23 protein-coding genes are annotated in these 21,075 nt (G+C 47.1%); 21 read left to right on the top strand and 2 right to left on the bottom strand.

The annotated features are described in order from the left end of the window. The first annotated feature begins 21 nt into the window (after positions 1-21). The 4 genes from WKT05_RS04575 (at position 22) to WKT05_RS04560 (ending at position 4,405) form a co-directional block, all read left to right on the top strand. Positions 22-960 carry an alpha/beta hydrolase gene (locus WKT05_RS04575; RefSeq protein ID WP_340413097.1) on the top strand — a complete coding sequence of 313 codons (939 nt, stop codon included), beginning with the start codon at positions 22-24 and terminating at the stop codon, positions 958-960. A 302-nt stretch (positions 961-1,262) separates the two neighbouring features. Beyond that, on the top strand, positions 1,263-1,949 hold the full coding sequence (locus WKT05_RS04570) for an MgtC/SapB family protein (RefSeq protein WP_340413096.1): 687 nt from the start codon (positions 1,263-1,265) through the stop codon (positions 1,947-1,949). A 180-nt stretch (positions 1,950-2,129) separates the two neighbouring features. Next, the gene (locus tag WKT05_RS04565) at positions 2,130-2,516 is read left to right on the top strand and encodes a ferritin family protein (protein ID WP_340413095.1); all 387 of its coding nucleotides are present in this window, start codon (positions 2,130-2,132) and stop codon (positions 2,514-2,516) included. A gap of 398 nt (positions 2,517-2,914) precedes the next feature. Continuing rightward, positions 2,915-4,405: a DUF438 domain-containing protein gene (locus WKT05_RS04560; protein WP_340413093.1), complete on the top strand. Its 1,491-nt coding sequence runs from the start codon at positions 2,915-2,917 to the stop codon at positions 4,403-4,405. Between the two features lie 210 nt (positions 4,406-4,615). Here WKT05_RS04560 and WKT05_RS04555 read toward each other — a convergent pair whose 3' ends face one another. Next, on the bottom strand, positions 4,616-4,987 hold the full coding sequence (locus WKT05_RS04555) for a DUF488 domain-containing protein (protein ID WP_340413092.1): 372 nt from the start codon (positions 4,985-4,987) through the stop codon (positions 4,616-4,618). Next, the gene (locus WKT05_RS04550) at positions 4,977-5,648 is read right to left on the bottom strand and encodes a Crp/Fnr family transcriptional regulator (protein WP_340413091.1); all 672 of its coding nucleotides are present in this window, start codon (positions 5,646-5,648) and stop codon (positions 4,977-4,979) included. Before WKT05_RS04550 ends, WKT05_RS04555 begins: the two co-directional genes overlap by 11 nt. An 88-nt stretch (positions 5,649-5,736) precedes the next feature. Between WKT05_RS04550 and WKT05_RS04545 the strand changes: the two genes are divergently transcribed. The 17 genes from WKT05_RS04545 to WKT05_RS04460 all read left to right on the top strand — a co-directional run bounded on the left by WKT05_RS04545 (position 5,737) and on the right by WKT05_RS04460 (position 21,008). Further along, positions 5,737-6,408 carry a cupin domain-containing protein gene (locus tag WKT05_RS04545; protein ID WP_340413090.1) on the top strand — a complete coding sequence of 224 codons (672 nt, stop codon included), beginning with the start codon at positions 5,737-5,739 and terminating at the stop codon, positions 6,406-6,408. Between the two features lie 45 nt (positions 6,409-6,453). Continuing rightward, positions 6,454-6,615: a ferredoxin gene (locus WKT05_RS04535; RefSeq protein WP_445323179.1), complete on the top strand. Its 162-nt coding sequence runs from the start codon at positions 6,454-6,456 to the stop codon at positions 6,613-6,615. Between the two features lie 254 nt (positions 6,616-6,869). Next, positions 6,870-7,169: an ArsR/SmtB family transcription factor gene (locus WKT05_RS04530; protein WP_340413087.1), complete on the top strand. Its 300-nt coding sequence runs from the start codon at positions 6,870-6,872 to the stop codon at positions 7,167-7,169. Positions 7,170-7,185: 16 nt separating this feature from the next. Next, the gene (locus WKT05_RS04525) at positions 7,186-7,593 is read left to right on the top strand and encodes an arsenate reductase ArsC (protein ID WP_340413086.1); all 408 of its coding nucleotides are present in this window, start codon (positions 7,186-7,188) and stop codon (positions 7,591-7,593) included. 1 nt (position 7,594) lies between these two features. After that, a complete protein-coding gene (arsB, locus tag WKT05_RS04520; RefSeq protein ID WP_340413085.1) occupies positions 7,595-8,635 on the top strand; it encodes an ACR3 family arsenite efflux transporter in 1,041 nt (346 codons plus the stop codon). Between the two features lie 484 nt (positions 8,636-9,119). Next, entirely contained in the window at positions 9,120-10,568 is a 1,449-nt protein-coding gene (locus WKT05_RS04515) for a hypothetical protein (protein ID WP_340413084.1), read from the top strand. A gap of 32 nt (positions 10,569-10,600) precedes the next feature. Next, entirely contained in the window at positions 10,601-10,804 is a 204-nt protein-coding gene (locus WKT05_RS04510; RefSeq protein WP_340413083.1) for a hypothetical protein, read from the top strand. Positions 10,805-11,088: 284 nt separating this feature from the next. Continuing rightward, entirely contained in the window at positions 11,089-12,003 is a 915-nt protein-coding gene (locus WKT05_RS04505) for a DMT family transporter (protein ID WP_340413082.1), read from the top strand. A 206-nt stretch (positions 12,004-12,209) separates the two neighbouring features. Further along, positions 12,210-13,994 (top strand): serine hydrolase domain-containing protein, encoded by a 1,785-nt coding sequence (locus WKT05_RS04500; RefSeq protein WP_340413081.1) that lies wholly within the window; start codon positions 12,210-12,212, stop codon positions 13,992-13,994. Between the two features lie 82 nt (positions 13,995-14,076). Beyond that, positions 14,077-14,661: a hypothetical protein gene (locus WKT05_RS04495; protein ID WP_340413080.1), complete on the top strand. Its 585-nt coding sequence runs from the start codon at positions 14,077-14,079 to the stop codon at positions 14,659-14,661. A gap of 73 nt (positions 14,662-14,734) precedes the next feature. Continuing rightward, positions 14,735-15,460 (top strand): CPBP family intramembrane glutamic endopeptidase, encoded by a 726-nt coding sequence (locus WKT05_RS04490; RefSeq protein WP_340413079.1) that lies wholly within the window; start codon positions 14,735-14,737, stop codon positions 15,458-15,460. 224 nt (positions 15,461-15,684) lie between these two features. Further along, positions 15,685-16,077 carry a hypothetical protein gene (locus WKT05_RS04485; protein WP_340413078.1) on the top strand — a complete coding sequence of 131 codons (393 nt, stop codon included), beginning with the start codon at positions 15,685-15,687 and terminating at the stop codon, positions 16,075-16,077. A 143-nt stretch (positions 16,078-16,220) separates the two neighbouring features. Then, positions 16,221-17,462, top strand: a complete 1,242-nt coding sequence (locus WKT05_RS04480) for a hypothetical protein (RefSeq protein ID WP_340413077.1) — start codon at positions 16,221-16,223, stop codon at positions 17,460-17,462. Between the two features lie 154 nt (positions 17,463-17,616). Then, the gene (locus WKT05_RS04475; protein ID WP_340413076.1) at positions 17,617-18,249 is read left to right on the top strand and encodes a DUF6796 family protein; all 633 of its coding nucleotides are present in this window, start codon (positions 17,617-17,619) and stop codon (positions 18,247-18,249) included. A 605-nt stretch (positions 18,250-18,854) separates the two neighbouring features. Beyond that, the gene (locus WKT05_RS04470) at positions 18,855-19,754 is read left to right on the top strand and encodes a GIY-YIG nuclease family protein (protein WP_340413075.1); all 900 of its coding nucleotides are present in this window, start codon (positions 18,855-18,857) and stop codon (positions 19,752-19,754) included. Positions 19,755-19,803: 49 nt separating this feature from the next. Continuing rightward, positions 19,804-20,610 (top strand): molecular chaperone DnaJ, encoded by an 807-nt coding sequence (locus tag WKT05_RS04465; protein WP_340413074.1) that lies wholly within the window; start codon positions 19,804-19,806, stop codon positions 20,608-20,610. After that, positions 20,607-21,008 carry an HIRAN domain-containing protein gene (locus tag WKT05_RS04460; protein ID WP_340413073.1) on the top strand — a complete coding sequence of 134 codons (402 nt, stop codon included), beginning with the start codon at positions 20,607-20,609 and terminating at the stop codon, positions 21,006-21,008. Before WKT05_RS04465 ends, WKT05_RS04460 begins: the two co-directional genes overlap by 4 nt. Positions 21,009-21,075: the final 67 nt, after the last annotated feature.

The raw sequence follows: 21,075 nt of genomic DNA, 5'->3' as shown, positions 1-21,075 counted from the left end.
GCTGCTTTCAAGGAGGGAAAAATGAGTTTAACTTACAAGATGGCATCGACGATCGTAAGACTTCTCGGTGTCAAAAAAATATTTATTAAAAACAAAGAAGACATACTCGCCTACGCAAAGAAACAGAATGCAAAAGCAGTCTTTGATTTGGACAGGGCAATGAAGCGGGCCGAGAGGAGAAACTATTTTCTTTTCGAAAGAGAGGTCATGGGATACAGGCTACTTTCATACCAAAAAGATCAAATGCCCGCCGACGGGGCGGTTCTTTATCTCTTCGGCGGCGGCATGATTACGCAGCCGGACAAAATGGATTTTTCTTTGGCGGAACGAATCATGGAAAAAACAGGTAAAGACGTATGGTTTTTGTTCTATCCCCTCTGCTCGGAAGATGTAAAGGTGGATAAGACCTACGACGTTTGCTTTGAAACCTATCGGCGAATGACGGAAACCTATAAGGCGGAAAACATTGGCGTCTTAGGATTTTCGTCAGGAGCCGGTCTGTCTCTCGGGCTGTTTTTACACAATAATGCCTTGGGCAAGCCCCTTCCCATGCCCGGAAAAATTATTTCCGTATCTCCCGGCGGTGTTCCCGATGTCAACCTCGATGAAAATAAAGAAATATGGGAAAGGGTCAATGAACTGAACCATAAAGACATTATGATTGAGCCTACCTATTTTAAAACGGCGAGAGAGATCTTAAAGGGAGATAAAGATATCCCGGAATATATGTTAGACGAAACGGTGGGCGATTTTACCGACTTCCCGAAAACATACTTTTATTACGGAGAAAATGAATGCCTCTACGCCTATGCGGACGAATTTAAAAAAGCAATGGAAAAATACCATGTCCCATACGAAATCACTGTGGGCAAAGGCATGTGCCACTGCTATCCCTTGGTGCGGTTTTTCAGAGAAGGCAGAGAAGCGCAAGATGAAATCATTGAATTGTTGAAGTCTTAAAAAAGCGTAAATTTTTTGAAAGCATCTACGAAGGTAGGTGCTTTTCTTACGCCAAATCTCAGGAAACCTCCCATGCACGCAAAAGGCGCAGGACAATCCAAGGAGGATGCGGCATCGCAGACGTTGACCGCCACCTGCCTTTGGTGTAATTTGTTCTTTGGCTGAAGGGCCCCGTCTTGATGTATAATTATTACCGTGGTAATCTTAATACATATTGAAATTCGGCGCATCTCCAACGAGGATTGGCTTTTGCGAAATAAATGACTTAAACCGGTACGAGGCGGGATAGAAGGAGACAGGGAATGAATGTATTATTAGTGGCAAGCAGAATCATTCTGGCGGCCTTTTTAGGGGCGATTATCGGCATCGAGAGGGAAACGAAACACAAAGCCGCCGGCTTCCGAACCCATATTATCGTCAGTGTCGGTGCCTGTTTAATTATGCTCATAGGTATCGACGGCGTGGGCAAAGTATCCGGCAGCGGAGGCTGGGATGCCTTAAGGATTCCCGCCCAAGTGGTCAGCGGCATCGGCTTTTTAGGTGCCGGCACCATCCTTCAAACAAAGGATGGGATATCGGGCCTCACCACCGCCGCCACCTTGTGGCTATCTGCCGCCATCGGACTCGCCGTGGGAATCGGCTATTATGAAGGCGCGATTATAGCGACCGTCGTTTGTCTGGTGACCTTAATCTCACTCATGGGATTCAGCGATGCGCTCAATGAGCGAACGACAGTGTCTTATATTATGGTATTTAACAGTGCGAATTTCGACTGGGGCCGCTTTTTGAATTACACTTCCGAGAAGGGCGTGGAAGTGAGAAAACTCGATATCATTGACGCGGGCATCGAGGACGAAACAATCATTGAAGCCACGTTAACTTTTCATAAAAATTACGACATCGATGAATTTTTCGAGATATTAAAATTAGATTCCTGCCTGCAATCGGTAAAATTGAGAAACAAAGAAAATAAAATCAATAGTAAATGAAGCGTGAAGACAAAGGGTCTTTAAGGTTTTAAATCTTAAAGGCCTTTTTCTATGCCGAAGGAGCGATGGATATAGAGTAGCATCGGACCTTATTCACGTTTCGATATTTGATATTAATAATGAAGGAAGAGGGTATCTTTTAGAGTAGGTACAAATCCATGTGATTGAAAGGAAAATGAAATGACCAGAAGCGACAACGATAGGAACATATTATTAAAATCCCAGCAAGGAGAATTGGATGCGGTCCTTATGTATCAAGCCCTTGCAGAGGTAGTGAAAGATACAAAGGACGCAGACACCTTTCGAAAGCTGGCTGCAGAAGAAGGTCACCACGCGGCCGTGTTTCACGGACTTACAAACGAAAATTTAAAGCCAAAGAAAACCTTGGCCATCCTCATGCCCATTCTTTATAAGATAATCGGAAAAAAGAGGCTCTACCCGCTTATCGCAAAGGGAGAATACGCTGCCGCCGAAAACTACGCGCCGGTTGTGGAAAAATTTCCCGTGATTGAAAGCGTGAGAAAGGACGAAACTCGACACGGCGATACTGTCGCCGGTCTGCTTTAAGATTTATAGAGGATGAAAGAGCGAAGCACTTCAACGGATGAATGGGACCCAAGTATCATCTTTTTAATTGATGAGCAAAAGAAAGAAATACAGATACTTCCGTGATCTACGTGAAACGGAATCAGGGCGAGCAACTTGAATCATTGTAAGATGGTCAATCGTCTTGAAAAATTGAGTTAAGGCTAAAAAATTGTAGCAGCAATGGCTTTTGGGATTTTAATAGCCGTAGAAGCCATATTTTATGTGGAAGATAGAAAGGCGTGGAAAGATTTCGTGCACTGTTTCCGAAATTGGACGAAAAATCAACCCCAGATCACCAAAAACGTTGCTGAAACAACATACTTTGGATCTGTTTGCGTTTATGATTAAGAAAAAGAGAAATGAAAGGAGTTATGGACATGACAAAGAAACTTGATTTAAATAAAACGGTCTTCGAACTGACACAGGAATACCCGGAACTGGTCGATATTATGGCGGGACTCGGGTTTACTGAAATTACAAAAAAAGCCATGCTGTATTCCGTGGGCAAAATGATGACCATCCCGAAGGGCGCAAAGATGAAGAACATCTCCATGATCGATGTGGTGACCACGCTGATGCGCCATGGCTTTGAGCCCGTGGGCGATATGCCGGATATGGCTTCGGTTACGACGACGCAGGGGCAGGAAGAGAAAACAAGCCATCCTTCTGCGGACCGCAGGGAACAATTGAAGGCGTATCTGAAAAGGCTCGGCGACGGAGAAGCCTTGGAAGATGTGCGGGCGGATTTCGTTCGCGCGTTCGGGGAAGTGGAAGCATCCGAGATTATGGAGGCGGAGCAGGCGCTTTTGAAAGAAGGCACGCCCCTCAGCGAGGTGCAGCGCTTGTGTGACGTGCACTCGGCTTTGTTCCACGGTTCCACCACGGAAGAAAAAATCGCCAATGCCGAAAGGGAAGTGGAGGCATCGGCCATAAGAAAAAAGGCGCAGGCGGTTAAGCAAGAAAAGAAGGCGAAGACGGCGGCCCTGGAAGCCATCACGGGGCATCCTCTGTACACCTTCAAGAAAGAAAACGACGCCTTGTCGGCGCTGCTCGCTGAATTTAAAGAGCACAGAGATGAATCGCTCCTTCCAAAAATTCGCGAGCTTTCGATTCATTACGCCAAGAAAGGCGATCTGCTCTACCCGCTGCTCAAGGTTCATTACGAAATCTCCGGTCCTTCCGATGTCATGTGGACGGTCGACGATGAAATTCGCGACGCCCTCGCTTCCCTGGTCAAGGAAAAAGAACATGACGACGCATGGAACGCCCGCCTGGATGCCGCACTTACCCGTGCGGAGGAGATGATTTATAAGGAACAGAACATTCTCTTTCCCATCTGTGCGGTTAATTTTACGCAAGAGGAATGGTACGGCATTTATCGGGATGCCAAAGATTATGCTGGCTGCTTCGGCGTGGAACAAAAGACGTGGGAAGAGGCCGAAACTATGGCGCAAGCGGCGGCGGCCGTTCGGGAAGGGGAGATCGTCATGCCGGGCGGTCGCCTGAAGATTGAGGAGCTGACAGCCCTTTTAAACACGATCCCCATGGAGATCACCTTTGTCGATGCAGACAATATCAATCGCTTCTTCGACGAAGGGCCGAAGGTATTCAAGCGGCCCCTCATGGCGCTGAACCGCGAGGTGTTCTCGTGTCATCCGCCGAAAATCGAGCCCATGGTTCGTCAGATCATCGATGATTTCAGACACGGACGTCGCGATTCTGTGGAAGTATGGATGGAAAAAGAAGGGCGTACCATGCTGGTTCGATACATGGCCGTGCGGGACAGGGCCGGCAACTACCTCGGCACCATGGAATTGGTTCAGGACATGATGTTTGCAAAAGACCATTTTCTCGGGGACAAAGCCTGATTTTACGCAACAAAAAAGAATCTCTGTCCCTATCATGGACAGAGATTTTTTTTGACATGTTGTACATTCCGCATTATCATCACATATCTCGTGAAGGTGTCCGGACCATGTGTTTTAGGCGATCGTCGAGCAAACAAATGATGCCACAAGGTATGCAGAGTTCTGTGCGCTGTGACTTCCGCTTTCCTTGCATGGGATCAACCGTTTATCTTACGGATCGATCCTTTCCTCCAACCATTCTTTCAAGACAACGGCATGATTGTACTTCTCGTCTTTTGCACCGTACAGCAGAGTTACCTGTTGGTCCTGTGCTTTTTGCATGCACAAATTTTTGAATTCTTGTGACGCCGGGTTTCTATTCAATTCCTGTCTGTAAAGCGCCTCAAACGCATCGTATTTTGCAGGATCATGAGAAAACCATTTTCGAAGCTCCTTTGATGGAGCAATTTCCTTTGCCCATAAATTGATTCCGGCATTTTCCTTTCTTATGCCCCGCGGCCAGAGCCTGTCTACGAGCACGCGGAAACCATCGGTGTCCGCCGCCGGCTCATAAATGCGCTTGCATCGAAACTCATTCATCATGTGCGACCTCCTTCAACAGGAATTCATTTTTGCGGTAGGCAATAAGCCCTTCCGCCTGCATTTTCGAAAGTTCATTGGACATGGCACTGCGGTTGACGGCGAGGTAATCGGCAAGCTGTTGCCGGTTAAAGGGAATGGTGAAGTGTGCGCTTCCGTGTTCCAAGGCTTGCTCGGAGAAATAAGACAAGAGCCTTTCCCTTAGAGATTTTGAAGCCGTATGCATCATGCGGGAAGACATGTTCAGATTTTTTTGAGCGGAAATGCGAAGCATATTCTGAATGATGCGGTTATGGTAGGCGCATCCCTTCCGGCAGGTCGTCATTATACTCTGCATTTTCAGAAAGATGATAGTGGTAGTTTCGCAGGCGACCACATCGCACAGGAGCTCTTTTCCGGGAATGGCCGCGTAGTTTTCCGCAAAGACCTCCCCCTTACCTACATGCCCGAAAATAATGCTGTTACCCCAATAAAGGTTCACGACGATATTGACGCTGCCGTGTACCACAAGCCCCATATCGGTGACAGGCGATCCGGCTCGAAAGATGACGTCGCCTTTTTGAAATTTCCGCTCATAGGCGCCGAGACAGAGAAGAAGCTCTGCAATTTCGTCTTCTCTAATGCCCAGAAAAAGCGGCGTCTTCGACAGAAAAAAAGTGTTCATAAAAACCTCCGAAGTGTTGTCATAACAACGTACCTGTTGTCACGATTTTACTATAATACAAGTAGAAAAGCGAGAGAGGAGGAAAAAGATGAAGGACATGAAGGGCAACGAAAAGAAAACAGTCGGCGAAGTCTTTTCCATCGGAAAGGAGAATCCGCCGATTCCGGGATGCACCGTCTCAAAAGCCTTCGGCGGCGATAAGGGGATCATCTTTTTTTCCCTTGCGAAGCATACGGATATCAGCGCAGAAATTTATCCCTACCATAAACTATTGATCGTGGCAGAAGGCAGCGTGGCGGTTTACGGAAAAGACGGCTTTTCGCAAGTAGTGCGTGCCGGGGAAAGCATCTTAACACCGACGGATGTCCCCGTGGGCATGCAAACGACAGAAGGCAGTGTGTATACGGAAGTGTCCGTAGGAAAGGAGAGCACGATGAACGAATTAGTTAAAGCAGGAGAAGTTTTTAGGCTGGAAGACCTTGTTCCTTATGCAGAAGGCAAAATCGTCAACATGGACGTGGTCCACAATGACAAAATGAAGCTTGTGGTTATGGCCTTTGATGAAGGCACGAGCCTTTCGGAGCACGCCGCTCCCGGCGAGGCAATTGTCTTCGCCTTGGACGGCGAGGCCGTGATCGGATACGAGGGGCAAGAGCATGTGATTCACGCCGGCGAAAATTTTCACTTTGCCAAGGGCGGCCTCCACTCGGTAAAAGCCACGAAGAAATTTAAGATGGCGCTTCTTCTTACCTTGGAATAAAAAGAAAGGGAGATGAAAATTTATGAAGTATCGAGTAAATGATCAATGCATCGGATGCGGACTTTGCGCAGGGATTTACCCGGAAGTTTTTCGATGACCGATGAAGGCATGGCCAGGGCCATTGAAACAGACGTACCTCCGGAATCGGAAGCGGCGGCAACGGAAGCAAAGAACAGCTGTCCCGTAGGTGCAATAGAAGAAGCATAGAGTAGCCCGCACTGCGTCGAAAGATACGATCATTCGTTTCCGGTGTGTTCGAATCGACGCCGGACGCGCTTATGTAAATTTTTGCAAATGGATGAAAAAAGTTAGGTGAGATACCCTAACTTTTTTCATGGAATAAACGATTTTTATGGAGCGCGCAGGCCGAAACACATTGACAACCATCGATGTACTTGATAAAATGCCGGGGACATCGATGAATATCGATCTTACTTTCTGCAGCAAGGGGGAAAAATAAAATGAAGGATTCTTACGGGGATTACGTCCTCATGTTAAAAACCATTTCCGAAGAAACGCGCTTAAAAATAATCGACATGCTTTCCTGCGGCGAACTGTGCGCCTGCGATATTTTAGAAAAATTAAGTATTTCGCAGTCCACATTAAGTTACCATATGAATTTATTGACGAAAAGTGGGCTTGTGGACGGACGAAAGGACGGCCCCTGGATGAAATACACCTTGAATCAATCCAGAATATCTGAATTAAAAGCATTTCTCGCGACGATTACCACGGCAAAAACAGATTGTATCTGTAAATAAGATGAAACGGTGATTTATGAAAAAGAAAGTTGCATTTGTCTGCGTGCATAATTCCTGCAGAAGCCAAATCGCTGAAGCCTTGGCTAAGAAATTAGGGAGCGATGTGCTGGAGGTGTATTCAGCCGGCACTGAAATAAAAGAGGAGATTAATCCGGATGCCCGACGGTTGATGATGGAGATGCATGGTATCGACATGGAAAAAACGCAAAAACCCAAATTGATTCAAGCAATTCCGCCGGTGGATGAAGTGATTACCATGGGATGCAATGTCGTATGCCCGGTTTTGCCCTTTTCCTACAAAAGTGAGGATTGGGGCCTGGAAGATCCCACGGGAAAAGGCGATGAAGCATTCATAAACGTGATCCGCAGGATCGAGGAAAAAGTGATTGAATTGATTAAAAGGGCCGAAGAGGAGGGGGAATAATATGACGGAAGAAAAAGAGATAAGCTTTTTCGAGCGAAATCTTACATTTTGGGTTTTAATATGCATGGTGATTGGAATTTTCATCGGGAAATTTCTACCGATCATTCCAAACACCTTGGCTCGATTCGAGTTTTACAATGTATCCATTCCCACGACGATCTTATTGTGGATCATGATTTATCCCATGATGCTAAAAATTAATTTTGCCGGCATCAAGGGAATTAAAGAGAACCCGAAAGGCTTGTTTATCACCTGGATAGCCAACTGGGTCATTAAGCCGCTATCCATGTATTTGATTTCTCATGCGTTCTTTTTTGGTGTCTACGAAAAATTCCTGCGCCCCGATTTAGCCGCCGAATACCTGGCGGGTACCGTGTTATTGGGTGCGGCCCCCTGCACCGCCATGGTCTTTGTATGGAGTAAGTTGACAAATGGGGACAGTGCGTACACCTTGGTTCAAGTGGCGTCCAATGATCTGATCCTTCTCATTGCATATATACCGATTGTAAGTTTTCTGCTGAATATGAGCAATATCACCATTCCGTGGGAAACATTGTTTTTATCGGTTGTCCTATTCATCGTCGTGCCCCTGGTGGCAAGCATCGCCACAAGGCGGTATATTCTGACGAGAAAAAGCGAAGCGTACTTAGAAAAAGAATTTATTCCTCGATTTGATAAGTATACGATGGTCGGCTTATTGCTCACTTTAGTGATTATTTTCTCGTTTCAAGGGCATCACATTGCGGAGCAACCGATGAACATCCTACGCATCGCCGTCCCCCTTATCATTCAAACCTTATTTATCTTTGCCATAACCTTTGCCATGGCACATCTTGCGAAATTGCCTTACAGTATTGCGGCGCCCTGCGCCATGATCGGTGCTTCGAATTTCTTTGAACTAGCCGTCGCCGTGGCGATTTCCCTGTTTGGTTTATCGTCGGGGGCGACCTTGGCGACGGTGGTCGGCGTTCTGGTGGAGGTTCCCGTCATGTTGTTCTTGGTCAGAGTGGCGAATTCAATGGAAAGTAAATTTGCAGATTAATCAAGTAAGGAATGCGGTTTGTTTTTCATCATGAAGAGAAAGAATGAAAAGATGGGATTCAATTATTCGGCGGCAAAAGCGGCGAAGGAGCCAAGCACTTTACGCCCGTACGCGACAAGAAATGTTGCTAATCTATGAATAGAAAAGAAATAAAACAAAACGCTCCGGAATAGGGAATCAACCCAAACCGGAGTGTTTTGATTTTATAGAAGGAAACAAGTTTGCGGTTTATTTATTTTCATCGGCACTGGATTCGGGCGATCCGATGAAGTCTGCGCTCTTTGCAATGGCTTTTAAGGTTTTAAAAACCGTAGAAGCCATATTTTTTTTGCATCACGTAGTGCGACAGCTTTTATTGGGGAAAGATTGTTTTTAAGTACTTACGACGAAGTGGTCCATAGAAGCGTTTTTTCTTATCCTTTCACGCCATTTCTATACTATAATAAAGCAAAGAGGAAATATTTTTTTAAAAGGAGGCGATGACATGAAAAGAAGTTCGATGGCGTTGATGTTCTTTTTGGCGGCGGCACTCCTCGCAGGATGCGCCAATCACTCTGCCGAGTCCGGAAAGGAAAGTGCGAAGCGTGGGAATGGGGCGGCGAATGATACCGCTTCAAAGGCAGTGGCCCAATTAAACCCTGTGAAAGGCGCGACGATCGGATCCGTTTCTTATTATGTGGAAGACAGAAAGGTGTGGAAAGATTTCGTCGACGAGAAGTACGCGGCCTTTGCAAAGCGGGAGGATCGCGGCCTCCACGTGCCGCGGATTCTATTGGATTCCGAGGACGCGGCCGGGGCCAACAAGCGGATCGACGACATGGTGAACGCCATGAATGCCACCTACGAGAAATATGAGAAGGAAATGGAAGGCAACGATCCCGGAATCTGTGCTGCTTTTTCCGCCTATCAAGACGAGGACGTGCTAAGCGTCATGATCGAAACTTTCGATCTTTGGGAACAGGGGCCGGCTCATTACACCGTGTTTAATTTCTCCCTTCCCGACGGCAAGTTCATCGACGACGATGCCCTTATGAAGCATTTCGGCGTGGCGAAGGGCGAGCTGTTGGGACTCATCGAAAACAGCTTGGTCGAAGCGCAGGCGAAAGAAACGAGCATTTATTATCGAGACAGCACCGATTCGTCCTATTTCTACAATCCGAACCACTACACCGGTTTGGTGCTTAACAATCTCTGGGACAAAGGCAAGGCTCCGGATCAACGGATCTATATCGACGAAGTGGGCGCGCCTATGTTTGTCTGCGCCCAATCCATCGACCCGGACGTGGGACTGTGCCCGTCCCTTTTAAAACTGAGGGCCGACAAATTTGACGCAGATCCCATATCCGATGTTTATGTAAGAATGGCGAGAAAACTCGGCGTCGATCCGGCCGATGAAAACCACAAGGCCTTCATCATCCACCTGGGCGGTGCCTTTGACGAAGGGAGCTTGAAAGAGACCCTGGCGAAATTACACGTTTGGACAGGCGTGTTCACGAATTGGGAAGATCCGAACATGCTTCTTTCCGTGAAAGAGAGCGAGGGCGCAGGCAGGCCCCATCTCAACGGCGAGGAATGCTACCTTGTGATTCCCAAGTACAAGAACGCCTCTGTTTGCCTCAAGGAACTTGCGGTTTCAGAGGGCGGAAAGCTGAAGGAAGTGGACAATCCCTCTTTGGATACCCTTGGAACCACCGGACCCACCTTTATTTGCCAAAACATCAGCGACATCGCCCCAAACGGCAAGATCACCATTCGCTACAGAGACGATATTACGGCATTTTCTCCCTCCATCAGCTTGAAGGACGGAAGTATGACGCTCCCCGATGAAGTCACCGACGCGGAGGCCGTTCTCCATTGGAAGGGTCTCGTGGAAAAAGACGGCTATTCCAACATGATGTTTGAACGCTTCATGTCCGTCATGGGCAAGGGCTAAGAATGCCTCGGGCATGAGAAAAGCGGCGATTGATGAAAAAGCAAATGCGTAAGAAAAAGAAATTGCTTCTTTTGTGTGTCCTGCTGTGTATTCCCATTCCCTGCGCCGGCGAAGAGGGGGCCCTGTCCTCTTATCGCGCTGTTTTGTACTCCTACACCCGCTACCGCCTGTTGAAAAACGGCGGCAGCTACTCTACCACCGGTGCGTTTACGTTTTTCTCCTTTAATTTTTTGTAAGGATCTGGGAAGCGGAATAGCCATGGGCGATTCTATTGTTGTCGCGAACCCCTTACTTTGTGTTATGATAAAGGCGTCATCGATCCCATGGGGTCGAAACAGAAAACGTCTTTTGTTGAAACCATGGCTCTAGAATAAGCGTGAAAAAAGAGAAATAAATAAAACAAACCTCGACATGGTGATTTATCCCTGCCACGTCGGGGTTTTTCATTGGCCGTGTGCCATGGAATTCCCCTTTCGCGGGCTTCGGCGGAGCGGGGATAAGTATCGATGCGGAGGTAGATTTGTTAAGAGAAAAGAAAAAAGCCATAGTTATGAGTATCCTCGCCATGCTTTTGTGGGGGAGTGCCATCCCCTTAATTAAATGCACCTTTGTGGAGCTGGGCATCGGAAAAACGGACACGGGACTGAAAATATGGGTGGCGGGCATCCGCTTTTTGCTGGCCGGTTTTTTGACCATGGTCTATTTTAAAGTGAGCGAAAAGGGGCGGAGGATTGAATTTAAGAAAGTGAACTGGAAATTCGTCGTGATCCTGGCTTTGATCCAAACGTCCCTTCAATACATTTTTTATTATGTGGGCCTTTCCCACGTGGCCGGCGTGAAATCCTCGATTATTCAATCCACCAATGCCTTTCTCGTGGTGTTGATTTCAGCGATTCTGATCCCCAACGAAAAGGTGAACCCGAACATTCTCATCGCCCTCGTGTTGGGGACTCTTGGCATCATTATTTCCAATGGCCCGGCGGAGGGCACAGGCGGTGTGCGTTTTTCCGGGGAAGGCTTTGTGCTCATCGCCACCACATTAAACGCCCTGGCCTCGGTCATGATTCGAAAATACGGAAAAGGCGAAAATTCCTTTATTCTCACGTCCTTTCAATTCATCATCGGTGCCGTGGTGCTTATTCTTTTGGGGCACACACTTGCCGCGAGACCCCTGGCCCTCACGGCAAAAGGCTGCCTCATGATTTTATACGGCGCTTTTATTTCGGCGACCTCATTTTCCATGTGGACCTGGGTTTTGCAACACTACCACGCCAATGAGTTCGGCGTCTACAAACTGTTTATACCGATTTTCGGCTCCCTTTTGTCCGTCCTCGTGTTGGGAGAGGCATTTACCCTAAACATGGCCGTGGGACTGGCACTGGTGCTCCTCGGCTCCTTTATCTTAAACAAGAAAAAAATAAAATTTGGGAAATAGAAAACGAATCGATATAAAAATACCGGCGTCAGATTTTATGCTGACGTCGGTATTTTTATGTACCCTCAGGATAGAACCGCATTTCCCCCTCGTCATTACCTGTTTAAATGGAATAGGAAGCCGTTCTAAAATTGACAAGGGGTTTACGTCGTCATAACATAAACAGTAGACATGAAAGGTAGAATGGGACCAAGGAGGGGAGTCGGATGAAAAAATCACGCAGCATGGCTTTGGTGTTCAGCCTGGCCTTTTTTTTCATCGTTTCACCGCTATGTTCTGTAAAAGCAGCCGGAAAAATGCTTCCTTCAGGTTTGGCGTATGGCGACCTTCCTGCGGCAATCGAAGCATACGTCAGTAATCACGAGAAAACTACTTGTGGTCTGAACGTGATTGTTTACGATCGCGACGAAACGATCTACGAGAATTCCTTCGGCTACGCCAACAAAGAAAGCATTCTTTTGTCGAATGCGAATACGGTGTACGAATGGGGTTCCATTTCCAAACTCATGGTTTGGGTCAGTGTCATGCAACTTTACGAAGAAGGGAAACTCGATTTAAAGGCAGACATTCAAAATTACTTGCCTGAGGGCTTTCTTACAAATTTGCGATTTGACAAGCCCATTACCATGATCGATTTGATGAATCATCAGGCCGGTTTTCAAGATACATATTTTATTCAAACAGCGGATATTTTCGAGTTGACGTCTCTTGAAGAGGCCTTGAGGACAAGGCAGCCGAAGCAGGTTTATGCGCCGGGAGAGCACACGGCCTATTCAAATTGGGGAGCAGCCTTGGCGGCTTACATCGTTCAGCGGATTTCCGGCATGGATTATGTAAACTATGTTCACGAGCATATCTTTGAGCCCCTTCATATGGAGCATACCTCTATCAGCCCCACTTACGGCGACAATGAATGGGTGCATAATAATCGATTGAAATTGAAATGCTACGATTCCGACGGCGAACCCATTGGCGGCGCCGGACTTTACTATATATTACTCTATCCCGCAGGCAGCGCAGCGGGTACCGTCGGTGACCTTGCGAAATTCGCCCGGGCGCTTACCCCCGATGAGAAGCGTCCTTCTCCATTATTTAAAAAGCAGGCGACGTTAAAAGAAATGGAAACGCCGACGGGTTTTTACGGATCGACAGATGTGGAAAAAAATCTCCATGGATTATTTGCAAGCTATTACGGCATTGAGACCCTCGGCCACGGCGGAAACACCTTCGGTTGCTCCTCCATGTTGCAGTTTGACCCTGTCAGCGGTGTGGGGATGGTGCTGGCGACCAACCAAGCCCATGAAACCATCTATAATGACGACATGTATGAGTTGGTTTACGGAAAGTTTGCCGACTCGACGCTCGCCCGGATGAAAAGAGAGGTACCGAAGGGTCTTTTGCTCAATACCCGCGGACTCATTGAAGGGCCCCTGTCTTTTTTGGGAGCCATGGGCGTGATCACCTACAGTGAAGAAGATTTGGACAATTGGTGGTACGTAGAAGATAAAACGGTGGAAACGCCCTTTTCAGACTTTACCATATCCACGGTTCAGGCCGTGGCCAATGTGTCGTGCATGGTTTTTTTCATCCTTGCGGGGCTCTACGGATTGGTAAAAATCGTCGGCGGACTTATCGTAGATTCCTTAATAAAGAAAAAGCGCCATGTTTCCACCGATTCGCTACGAAAGCACGCCTATGTCTTGTCGGGGTGGATGGCCCTTGCCCTTGCGAATCTCGTCATTCTTTTTGCGCGACTGAGCACCGGATACAGGACGGGGGACATCGGAGGCCCGGTATCCTATATGATCCAAAGCGCATTTTTCGGCGTATTGGTTTTGCTTATGATCATTTCTATGTTGTCGGCACGAAAAAATGCGTACGGAAATGTGACAAAGAAAGAACGAAGGAAATTTCTCATCACCGTGCTTTTGGCCATAGTCCAATGCATGGTCATCGTCATCTTTGAAATGTATAAATTTTGGGAGATCTAAATGGGTAGGTTTGATATTCGTATAGCTAGCTATGACTTACGGAAAATAAAGAAGCTAATTCTCACGACTTAAGAGGGGACGCATGAAAAAAAGAGCGAACATTTCTATTGCAAGAAAAGCGGCATTTGATATTTTATTCTTTATACTTATGATATCGGCCGTCGCGTCCCTTTACCTGATCCTAAGTCACGGTGCCGGATACTATCAAGAAGGCGTGATCGGTTTTATTTGCGATTTTGTGCTTCGAATATTTTCTATCCTTATTGCCGCCATTGTATTGGCAGCGGGTTATTTTATAAAAGAAAGAAAAAAGTCCGTCGTGATTTGGTGGATCTGTGCGATATTTTTTCCGATTGGCGTATTTTGTTTATTAAAAGCGCCAATCCTCGATTTGCCCTATATCAATTCACCTGCATCGATGCGACTTAATAACGTCACCTTCGAAAGAGATAACAATTATGAATACTCCACCATGTACAGACTTTTCGGATATACGGATACAGATGCGATCGAAATATTCGAGATAAATTTTCAAACTTATGATCGCGAAAAAGAAAAATGGCAACCCGGTGAAAATGTATTGGCCGATGTAAGCTATCTGCCGCATACAAGCATATTAATGGAGCTGAATACGGCAAAGGGCGATGGCATGGGAAGCGACAACTGATGTGGACCATGAATCGCAACTTAGAGGAAAGGATATAAACTTCAGACATTCGATGTCGATGAGGAGGAATGACATGCACGACCTGTACAAGAGAAACGAACTGGCCTTTGCCCTGTTGTGGATCGTCGTCTATTGCGCGGTGACCATGACCCTCCGCGGGCAATTCGGCGACGAAAGCATCTACCTGCTCCTTTCCCTAGCCGCCATGGCTGCGGTAATCGGCCTGTGGATGAAAAAATACGATTTACAGGGAAAATACGGGCTGAATGCATGGCCGAAAGGAAGCAAAAAATACCTCTACTTTCTCCCCATGTGTTTCTTGGCCACGGGCAATCTGTGGAACGGCATCGCCCCCGCCTATGGCGGCATCGCACAAGTATGGGCGTGTTTGTCCATGCTCCTTATCGGCATCATCGAGGAAGTCATCTTCCGCGGCTTCCTATTTAAAGCCCTGGTGCCGAGAGACGGCCTCCTGAAATCCATCGTCATCGTGGCCGTCACCTTCGGCATGGGCCACATCATCAATCTGCTTACGGGACAAGGCGGACCCGAGACCGTGGCCCAGATCATCTTTGCCGTGGCATGGGGCTTTATGTTCACCATCGTTTTTTATAAGAGCAAGAGCCTTTGGCCCTCGATCCTGTTCCACGGCTTCATCAACGCAAGCTCGAAATTCGGCATAGAGACGACGAACATTTTGTGGATCTACATCATCGCCACGGCGGTTATATCCGCGGCCTACTGCGCCTATCTGCTGAAGATAAAAGATGAAACAGAACCGAACGAGGATAGGGACTGAGAAAGCCGCAAGCTCATCGACTATAGAAGCCTTCCATATAAAAGAGAGAACCGGCGAGGAGACTCTCAAACACAGCCCTTACGAGGGCTTTTTTGTTGCATGAGGACGATAGAAGCGAAATTGCGAGCGCCCTATTCGACTAAAGGGACATTTTTCGCATTCAAAGGTGAAAAAACGGATGATAAAGTTATAATGAAGAGAAAAGAAGGGTGAAGGAGGGCGTTATGGAATCTGAAAACATGAACTTTTTTGACGATCCATCGGGCGAGAAGAAGATCCATACACTTCACATCGTAAAGGACGGAGAGGAAGATGATTTAAGCATCGATAAAATCTTTAACAAAGAAAAGTACCAATATTTTATCGGCGTGACCTATTCCGTTTCACCTGTTTTTGTCAATAGATACTTAAAAGACTTTCAATGTGCGGAAATCGTCATTGGCATGAATAACGATCAGGTCAAGGGCGCCATGAACGCATTGGCCAAACACCTGAAGGACACAATTTTAAAACAGATTCAGGGGGAACCCATTCAATTTTATGAAGGTTTAAGTATGGGGTCGAAGTTTCAATTGGATCGGGGTGGAGAATCCGTACAAAAAAGTGTCGTTCTTTGACAAACTTTTCGGTCGCTAGTGCAGCCTTGTGAACCTCGTCGAGATGGGGCGGAGGATCGGAGAAAGTGGCAGGCGATTTTGATGGAGGGAAATTTTATGATAAACTATTTATGTTAAGTCGTAATTTTTAACAAAGGAGTTTTATGAATAAAAAAACAAGAAGCATAATTTTCGCCTACGTCGGCGTCCTCACCGGCGCCGGCCTGGCCAGCGGGCAGGAGCTCATGCAGTACTTTCTGTCCTTCGGTCTTTCGGGCCTTTACGCCATCGCCGCCGTGGGCGTGTTGCACGTGGTGGTGGGTGGCATTGTCCTGCAATTAGGCAGCCATTTCGTCGCCGAGAGCCACATCGACGTCCTCGACGAGGTGGCCTCCACCGCCGTGACGAAATTCATGGACTACGCCCTCATCGTCAATTGCTTTTTAATGGGCTTTGTCATGATCGCCGGCGCCGGATCCAATCTGAATCAACAATTCGGATTGGCGCCCTGGATCGGTTCCCTTCTGTGCACGGTGCTCATCGTCGTCGTGGGCATGTTGGATTTCGACAAAGTGGCGAAAATCATCGGGGCCTTCACGCCCCTGGTCCTGGTCTTTACCTTGATCGGCGCGGTATACACCATGGTCAAGGCCACGCCGGATGCCGCGTTTTTGGACGCACTGGGCAAAAGCCTGCCGCCGGCGCTACCCAACCTTCCCCTCTCCACCATTAACTACTTCGGCCTCTGCATGATCAGCGGCATTTCCATGGCCTTCGTCTTAGGGGGCAGTAAAACCGACCCGGCCGAAGCCCGCATCGGCGGCATGATCGGCGGCGGTCTCGTGGCCATCCTGACAGGGCTCGTCGGCGCGACTCTCTTTCTCGACTTGGGAATCGTAAAAGACGCGGACATTCCCATGCAGACCGTGCTGGACAGCGTGCACCCCGCCATGGGCCTCGCCATGTCCGTCATCATCTTCGGCATGATCTTTAACACGGGCATGTCCCTTTTCTACTCCGCCGCGCGGCGCTTCTCCCACACAGAAGGCAGCTTTAAGCGAAACCTGATCCTCTTCACCTTGGCAGGCTTCGGCTTATCCTTTATGGGATTTAAAAAACTCATGGCCATCCTCTATCCCATCTTAGGGTATTTGGGACTGATCCTGATCCTTATTTTAATCGGCGCTTGGATTCGGGAGCGGAGCGAAATAAAATCCGAGATTAAAAAAAGGAAAAAAATCACTCGATTGACTCGAAAGAAATTAGACGACGATCTGGAGTTTAGTAAAAAAGACAAAGAAAAACTGGATCAACTGGCCGAATCCTCCATTATCGAAGACAAAAAAATCAAAGAAGCCGTGGCGGAAGAAGTGTCCGAAGCATTGGAAGACGAAAAAGACGAATAGTTCCCCGTCATGGAAGCCCCGCGACGAGGACAAAACACCGGAAGCATCTGCGAAAGTAGGTGCTTTTTTTATGGAGGTGGTTTTCAAAATTCCCGAGCGGTATAATCAAAGCGACAACGACTATCACTAAAACGAGATGAAAGGAGCACAAAGGATGACGCTGAAACAATCCATCCTCATAGGCCTTGTGGGCGCATGCCTTATGTTTGCAGGCGACATGACCCTATACTACAGTCGCGACGATTACGACAGCAAAGACACGATCAACAGCATTACCGCCATTATGAAACAAGTGGCCGTCAAACGGCTATACATCGGCGGCATCATCGGCCCCATCGGCGCTTTTATCTACTGCATCGGCCTGTACCACATGGTCCTGGCCTGCCGGGAACCCCATGAGACCATGGGACGCATCGTCTACCTCATCAATGCCCTCGGGCTCATGCTAGGCGGCGCCTACCACATTCAATGCGCCTACTTGGGCCTTTTGTCCCGCCACGAAAGCCAAGGCGCCTTTGATGAATTTTTTAAATTCCTGAAATTCCAAGCCATTATCACCTTCGGCATCATGGCCATAGGAAACGTGGCGCTGAGCGCCATGATCCTCTTCGGTGTAACCCTATTTCCCCGCTTCCTGGTGCTGTTGACCCCGGTCGTGCTTATACTCGTCACACCCCTGGTGGGGAAACTGCCCAAAGGCCCCCACATGATTATTCGCGGCGGCTGGCTCAACATCATCTACATCATTTACTATGTCTCCCTCTTTATCTGCCAAATACTTGAATGAAAAGTGGATAAAGACATTGATTGACGATAAAATAGATGCAAGTATTAGCTTTATGTGACAACATGAGGAGACTTGGGTCAATAATTGAAGTGAAAATTAGGGCAAGCCTAAATTGAATGTGTATCGATTCTAATAGGTGTACTTGATCGAGATAAGGACATGAATAAAGAGAAATCAAAAAGAGAAATGATTCTTTATCAAAGTGAGGATGGCTCAAGTAGACTTGAGGTAAGATGAACAGGTGAAACAGTATGACTAAATGTTCCTCAACTGATTGATTTGTCATATGTGCCTTGCTCAAATATCTTAGAGCCTGTTTAAAATATATATCTCGAGAAGAAATTAGATAAAGAAAAAACTTATCGGAGATTCCGACAAGTTCAAATGGAATGAAATCGAGAGGTTAAGAGAGAAATCATCTACTAAAACCTAGATAGGATCATTTCGCTCGCCTAGCGAATTCAATCAACGTCTTTATTCATTTTTATATGTCATTGGAAGCGTAGTGTGTTTCTGATCAATATCGTTTACTCTAAAGCATTCGATCGGGCGGGATGTTTTAGTCGATAGTAGGTCGTATTATATGGAGAAGGCAGAGGAGAAAAATGAACAACAGCAAAAACTTTAATCTTTTTCTCATAGATGGCGAAGTGACGGGCAGAATAAAATGCACCTTATCGAATTGGACGGGCCTCGCATATAAAATTCCCAGATCTTACTTGGATAAAAGTAAAGATAGACAAGACTTAAAGCAAAGTGGCGTCTATTTTCTATTTGGGAAAAATGACGACGATGAAGACGAGGTGTATATTGGCCAAGCCGGAATTAGAAAAAACGGAGAGGGCGTGCTGTTTCGAGTGGCGGAGCACTTAAAGGATGAGACGTATTTTTCGGACGCGGTGATGCTAACAACTCAAAATAATTCCTTTGGTCCCACTGAAATTTCTTATTTGGAGAATAAATTTACCAATATGGCCGTAGAAACGGATCGATTTAAAGTTAGAAACAACAATGATCCGAATCCGGGGAATGTGACCGAGGAAAAAGAATCGGAACTTGAAGACTTTATCGAGTATTCAAAAATGGTTCTCGGCGTCTTAGGCTATAAAGTTTTTGTGCCGATTGTGGATGCAAGGCAGCAAGAAATGTCGGAGGAAAAAGCACTCGAGAAACAATATGATTTGTTTTTGTCCAGAAAAAGCAGGAAATCAAATCGGCGGATTGAAGCCAGGTGCAAAAGAACCGGTGAAGGCTTTGTCGTACTGAAGGGCAGCATGATTGAATTGATCGATTCGCAGGCGATACCGAGATCCATAAAAGAATTGCGGGATACCTGTAGAAAACATAATGAAATACTGGACGGAAAGCTATGTAAAAACTATTTATTTAACAGCCCTTCCTATGCCGCTGCCTTTGTTTTAGGAACCAACGCAAATGGGAGAACCGAATGGAAAACGGAAGACGGTAGAACCTTAAAGGAATTGGAAGAGGAAGAAGCGCAATAATACCTTTTTGTCGGATAATAAATTGGATAAGGAGAAAGGAGGGCGCGGTATGGGTGAATTGATTGAGTTTCCCGATGTGAAGCAATCAAGGGAGACGGTTCGCAAGCTCAAACAGGATCTGGAGGCGCTTCTTTTGGAAAGGGAGCATCTCCGGAGCGTGGTTTGTGTGAATATTCAAAGGGAGTATACCTTGATTTTCGGCGGCCTTGAATATCAGCTGTACAAAGCGTCCTGCGATTACCTTCGTTTGCGCAGAAAAAAGGACTTGATTCAGGCGAAGAAGAATCGTCGGGAAAGGATCGATTTAAAGGCCGTGGAGGCACAGCTGGATGAGGAATTTCTCCAGTACAAGAAAAAGTTGGACGAAAAGATGTCGGAGATCAGTCAGGTACTGAAGGACTCGGCCAAGGAATTTTTGTCGGAGGAGGAGACGAAGGCGATTAAAAAGCTCTACAAGCAGCTGGTGAAGTGCCTCCATCCGGATTTGAATCCTTCCGCGACCGAGGCGGAAATCGAATTATTTTACCGCGCCACGGAAGCCTATAAGCGTGGCGATCTAAAGGCCTTGCGCCTGATCGATGCCATTGTGGAAGGCAGTGAGGCTGAGGACGATGATTTATCTTCCGCTGTTGCCTTGGAAAAGGAATCGGAGCGGCTGGAAGGCTTAATCGACGGGGTGGAAAAGGACATTGAAGGGATTCGATCCAATCCGCCCTATACTTGGCGAATTTATTTGGAAGATGAGAAGAAAAAGGCGGAGAAATTGCGTCAACTGAAAGAGGAATTGGCGAATTTCAAAACGGCCATCAAGACCCAGGAAGCGTACATTTGTGATTTAATGGGGGATGTGCGATGAATCATTTGGCAAAGGGCGATCAGGGCGCGCTGATTAAGTACCTTCTACATAATGAAACGGCCGTGCCCTTGCCGACGCCTTTCGAGCGAGACATTTATCTTTTCGATACCTATGTGGCAGGCACGACCCATATTGAGGGAATTGAAGCCCTGGCCGCTTCGCTTCGGGACGGGGATCGGTTGGTTTTTTACCGGGAGCCTGACAACCCCCACGACCCTCAGGCGATTCGCATCGAGACATTGGAGAAGAAAAAGATCGGCTATGTTCCCCGGCGGGACAATGTGGTTTTCTCCCGCCTCATGGATGCAGGGAAGCTTCTTTTTGCAACGGTTGCCGAAAAGGAGATGCGGGGCAACTGGCTAAAGATCGACATCAAAATTTACCTTCACGAAAGTTAAGGTAGCCGCCGTTCATTTGAAAAACGCAAAAAAAGACCCTTGCGGCCAATGTGCCACAGGGGTCTTT

Source organism: Peptoniphilus sp. HCN-40583 (assembly GCF_037892835.1).
Lineage (GTDB): Bacteria > Bacillota > Clostridia > Tissierellales > Peptoniphilaceae > Aedoeadaptatus > Aedoeadaptatus rachelemmaiella.
The sequence above is the reverse complement of the archived record's forward strand: the minus strand, read 5'-3'. Positions and strand labels throughout refer to the sequence as shown.

Coding starts and splice junctions, on each gene's coding strand:
- WKT05_RS04515 (WP_340413084.1), top strand. CDS start 9,120: ATGAAAAGAAGTTCGATGGCGTTGATGTTCTTTTTGGCGGCGGCACTC.
- WKT05_RS04490 (WP_340413079.1), top strand. CDS start 14,735: ATGCACGACCTGTACAAGAGAAACGAACTGGCCTTTGCCCTGTTGTGG.
- WKT05_RS04565 (WP_340413095.1), top strand. CDS start 2,130: ATGACCAGAAGCGACAACGATAGGAACATATTATTAAAATCCCAGCAA.
- WKT05_RS04500 (WP_340413081.1), top strand. CDS start 12,210: ATGAAAAAATCACGCAGCATGGCTTTGGTGTTCAGCCTGGCCTTTTTT.
- WKT05_RS04570 (WP_340413096.1), top strand. CDS start 1,263: ATGAATGTATTATTAGTGGCAAGCAGAATCATTCTGGCGGCCTTTTTA.
- WKT05_RS04485 (WP_340413078.1), top strand. CDS start 15,685: ATGGAATCTGAAAACATGAACTTTTTTGACGATCCATCGGGCGAGAAG.
- WKT05_RS04470 (WP_340413075.1), top strand. CDS start 18,855: ATGAACAACAGCAAAAACTTTAATCTTTTTCTCATAGATGGCGAAGTG.
- WKT05_RS04495 (WP_340413080.1), top strand. CDS start 14,077: ATGAAAAAAAGAGCGAACATTTCTATTGCAAGAAAAGCGGCATTTGAT.
- WKT05_RS04560 (WP_340413093.1), top strand. CDS start 2,915: ATGACAAAGAAACTTGATTTAAATAAAACGGTCTTCGAACTGACACAG.
- WKT05_RS04475 (WP_340413076.1), top strand. CDS start 17,617: ATGACGCTGAAACAATCCATCCTCATAGGCCTTGTGGGCGCATGCCTT.
- WKT05_RS04460 (WP_340413073.1), top strand. CDS start 20,607: ATGAATCATTTGGCAAAGGGCGATCAGGGCGCGCTGATTAAGTACCTT.
- WKT05_RS04555 (WP_340413092.1), bottom strand. CDS start 4,987: ATGATGAATGAGTTTCGATGCAAGCGCATTTATGAGCCGGCGGCGGAC.
- WKT05_RS04530 (WP_340413087.1), top strand. CDS start 6,870: ATGAAGGATTCTTACGGGGATTACGTCCTCATGTTAAAAACCATTTCC.
- WKT05_RS04545 (WP_340413090.1), top strand. CDS start 5,737: ATGAAGGACATGAAGGGCAACGAAAAGAAAACAGTCGGCGAAGTCTTT.
- WKT05_RS04510 (WP_340413083.1), top strand. CDS start 10,601: ATGAAAAAGCAAATGCGTAAGAAAAAGAAATTGCTTCTTTTGTGTGTC.
- arsB (WP_340413085.1), top strand. CDS start 7,595: ATGACGGAAGAAAAAGAGATAAGCTTTTTCGAGCGAAATCTTACATTT.
- WKT05_RS04480 (WP_340413077.1), top strand. CDS start 16,221: ATGAATAAAAAAACAAGAAGCATAATTTTCGCCTACGTCGGCGTCCTC.
- WKT05_RS04525 (WP_340413086.1), top strand. CDS start 7,186: ATGAAAAAGAAAGTTGCATTTGTCTGCGTGCATAATTCCTGCAGAAGC.
- WKT05_RS04575 (WP_340413097.1), top strand. CDS start 22: ATGAGTTTAACTTACAAGATGGCATCGACGATCGTAAGACTTCTCGGT.
- WKT05_RS04465 (WP_340413074.1), top strand. CDS start 19,804: ATGGGTGAATTGATTGAGTTTCCCGATGTGAAGCAATCAAGGGAGACG.
- WKT05_RS04550 (WP_340413091.1), bottom strand. CDS start 5,648: ATGAACACTTTTTTTCTGTCGAAGACGCCGCTTTTTCTGGGCATTAGA.
- WKT05_RS04535 (WP_445323179.1), top strand. CDS start 6,454: ATGCATCGGATGCGGACTTTGCGCAGGGATTTACCCGGAAGTTTTTCG.